The 3246-nt window shown below is 68.4% G+C and carries 3 protein-coding genes; 2 read left to right on the forward strand and 1 reads right to left on the reverse strand.

Annotated elements, in window-relative coordinates:
* Window positions 1–143 precede the first annotated feature (143 nt).
* Entirely contained in the window at window positions 144–1580 is a 1437-nt protein-coding gene (locus QH283_RS22930; RefSeq protein WP_280505015.1) for a hypothetical protein, read from the forward strand.
* 45 nt (window positions 1581–1625) lie between these two features.
* On the opposite strand, the gene QH283_RS22935 is transcribed toward QH283_RS22930, so the two are convergent.
* Window positions 1626–2282, reverse strand: coding sequence for an NPCBM/NEW2 domain-containing protein (locus tag QH283_RS22935; RefSeq protein WP_280505016.1), 657 nt, complete (start codon window positions 2280–2282; stop codon window positions 1626–1628).
* A gap of 336 nt (window positions 2283–2618) precedes the next feature.
* Here QH283_RS22935 and QH283_RS22940 point away from each other — a divergent pair, with 336 nt between their 5' ends.
* Window positions 2619–3152, forward strand: a complete 534-nt coding sequence (locus tag QH283_RS22940; RefSeq protein ID WP_280505017.1) for a hypothetical protein — start codon at window positions 2619–2621, stop codon at window positions 3150–3152.
* Window positions 3153–3246: the final 94 nt, after the last annotated feature.

Consider the following 3246-nt stretch of genomic DNA (forward strand, 5'->3'; position numbering starts at 1 on the left):
GGTGGTTCTTTTTTTTTTATTCTACGGGGGCGGACATGCGCTTTGCGGCCCCGTGGCGCGGTCGAGGCGGGGTTCGGTCGAGTGCGGGTCGCGCCGTTCTCGCGCCGGGGTTCTCGATCGCCGACCGCACGAACGGACGCACCATGACGGAGTTGTATCGCGGACTCGACCCCACTGTGGCCGCTGTGCTCGCCGAGTGGGCCGAAATCCACGGCAGGCACTACGAACTCGATCGATGGCTCGTGAACGGACGCAGCAAGCAGCCGGTCGCCGTCGTTCGCGAGACCGAGCTGCGCACCGACGCCACCACCGTGCTCGTGATGAAGGTGCTTTCCGCCCGCGACAGTGCCCCGCCGAATCTGGAGTACGCGCGGCACCGAACGGCCGAAGTCCAGGCGCCGGATTTCGCCGCGAGGCATCTGAGCGAATTCGTCCACGACGCCGTGCCCGTACCAGGACAGCAGTGGATCACCTTTCAGCGCGTCGCGGGGAAGGCGCTGGAGAACACCGAAGTGCTGACCGTGCTCCTGCGGCGCATGCTCGGACTCACCGAAGCCGTTGAGCCCCTCTCGGCGCGCCCCGTGACGTGCAGCCCGGAGATGTTCGCCGAGGCATGCGGCGCGATCGTCAGCGGCGTCCTCGGCGGCTGGGCCAATCGGCCGTTCCTCCCGGCGGGGGAGAAGTGGGATCTCGCCACCTTCTTCCGCCGGCATCTGTCCGACCAGTTGGCTCCCGGCGGTCGGCTGGCCGGCTGGGCGGATCGTCACCAGGGCGAGAGCCTGGAACTGGAAGGTGAGCCGCGACCGCTGCCCAATCCCTTCGCGGTGGCGGCGGGAAAGCTGTTCGATGCCGCTGTGGTCTCTCCAGTGATCGGCCGCTGCCACGGTGATCTGCACACCGACAACGCGTTGATCAGGGTCCGCCCGAGCGTGGATGTCGACGAGTTCTACCTGATCGATACCGCGTTGTACGAGAGCAAGGGGCCGTTGACCCGCGACCCCGCGCATCTGGTGCTCTACATCGTGGCCAGCGTGATGGAAGCGGTGTCGACGCCGTCCGAGCAGTCTGCTCTGATCGAGCTGCTGATCGATCCTGTGGCGGGTCCCGCCCACCTGGTGCCCGGGTGGCTCGCCGCCCTGATCCGCCGGGTCGATGTCGCGGCGTCGGACTGGGTGGAGGACTCGGGGCTGGGATCGGTGTGGCGTGAGCAGGCCTGTCTGTCCCTGGCGGCGTGCGCCCTGCTGTTCCTCGGCCGCACCTCCACCAGGGAGATCGACAAGCCATGGTTCCTGCGCCTCGCCGCGCGGGCCGTGGCCCGCTTCGCCGAGGGGCGCGGTCTCGACTTCAGCGCCGCGGGGTCCGCCGATCGTGGGACCGTGCCGGAGATTTCCGGTCCCGCACCGGCCGTCCGGGCATCGCGGGTCACCGAACCTGCCCGATCGGGGGTGGAGACCGTCGGTAGCGGCGGCCATACCGCCTCCCCATCGGCCACTCCGGGATCGAAGTTCATGGTGAACGCCGAAGACGTCAGAGGACTGCAGGTCGGCGACGGCAACCGCCAGGAGAACAATTTCCACTGAGGCGAGCGGCAAGGCGCCGTGGCCGCGACAGAGGTCGTTCGGTGCTCAGCGTGGCGGGGCGGGCGCGGACGTGCACAGCACACGGGGCCGCCCCCAGGCGTTCTCGGCATCCGCCGACTGCCGAACGTCCAGCAGGGTCAATCGCAGCACCCCGGTGACATCGATCGTGACGGGCATGGCCGGGTCGTTCGGTCCGAGTTCGGCGGAGAAGAGCTCGCGGTCGTCACCCGTGACGACGAATCGTCCGGTGCCCGCACCGGCGGAATCCATGCGCTTTCCGATCGAGACGCTGAATTCCGAGCACTGACCACCGAGGGGCCAGGTCCCCTTGTTCATCGGGCCCGCGACGTTCGACGGCTGGGTACCGACGATGCTCGCCGGAAACGTCTCGGTGCCGATGCGGACCGGGTCGACGAGGAAGAAGCCGAGGTTCTTCGCGATCGGTCGCAGGGCCGCCAGGTCGTACCATGTCGAGGACGGTGTGGCGGGAGTGTCGCCGGCGGCCGGGCCGGGTCGGCTCGTGGAAACGGCTTCGCCGGTGGGACTCGCGGGATCGTCGTCGCCACGCAGTTGTAACCACATCACCGCGCCGCTCGCGACCAGGAGCGCGAGTGCCGCGAATATCAGCGACCCCCATCGGTTCGACCGTCGGCTTTCGTCGAAATGGTTGTTGATCTGCGTGTTGCCCTCGCCGACCACCACGCCGCGGGCCTGTTTCGCGCCCGTCCTGTAGCGGCCGTCGGCTTTCCGTGCCGCCGCTCGCCGCTCCGTATCGTTCCCCACCTGTGAGTCACTCACCTCTCAACCGTGCCCGGGCGATCACCTCGCATCCGCTGCGATCGCCGCACACGGACGACAGGATTATGAACGGCCGAAGGGGGGTATGCGTGGGATTCGGCTCCTGTGTGCGCGACGTCGGTGCAGCGGCCTGCCGCCGGCGCGACGTCAAGGGCGAAATGTCCGCATACGGCGAATGTGTGTGCGACACGGTAAGTTTGATGAAGTAATGAACAGCCGTCGGTGGACGATCATCTCTGCATGACGATGATGAAAGGTTCGACCTCGACAGCAGCGGTGGGAATCATCGGGGCGGCGATGGCCCTCGCGGCCCCGGGAGCGGCGCAGGCGCAGGACCCCTGTCAGCTCGGCTGGTCCAATGTGGGCCCGCGCACCTGCGACATGCGGGACGTGCGACCGGCGCCCACGTTCACGCTGGGCAACGGCGTCTGTGTGGGCATGCTGAACGCCGCGGGCGTCTCCTACGACGGTCCGCTCGAGCACTACAGCACCTTCCCCGGCACCACTCATTCGATCGAGCTGCGTCTCACGCAGGGCTTCTCGCCGTTGGGCAACTTCGCGCCCACCCTGCTGGCCTGCGATGTGACGGCCATCGTGGACTGGCACAACCTCGACACCGGCCAGACCGGATCGGTCAGCCGGTTCGTGCCCGCGGGCAACACCTCCATGTACCCGGTGTACGTGCACGTGCCCACCGGTCCGGGCCGGGTCTCGCTCACCGTGCGGACCGACCGTCCGAGCGTGCCATCGACCACCGAGGTGTTCGTCCCCTGATCCCGCGGCGCGCGGGCCGAGCGGCGCGTCCGGGAGTGTGAAAAGGGCCCCCCCCCCCCCCCCGCAGGGGCCTTATCCGGCGCCGGACCCCCAA

Origin of the sequence: Nocardia farcinica (genome assembly GCF_029867845.1) — a bacterium.
Lineage (GTDB): Bacteria > Actinomycetota > Actinomycetes > Mycobacteriales > Mycobacteriaceae > Nocardia > Nocardia farcinica_A.

What these genes read in the sequence shown, in the direction of transcription:
- QH283_RS22930 (WP_280505015.1), top strand. Translation starts at nt 144, where the DNA reads ATGACGGAGTTGTATCGCGGACTCGACCCCACTGTGGCCGCTGTGCTC.
- QH283_RS22940 (WP_280505017.1), top strand. Translation starts at nt 2,619, where the DNA reads ATGACGATGATGAAAGGTTCGACCTCGACAGCAGCGGTGGGAATCATC.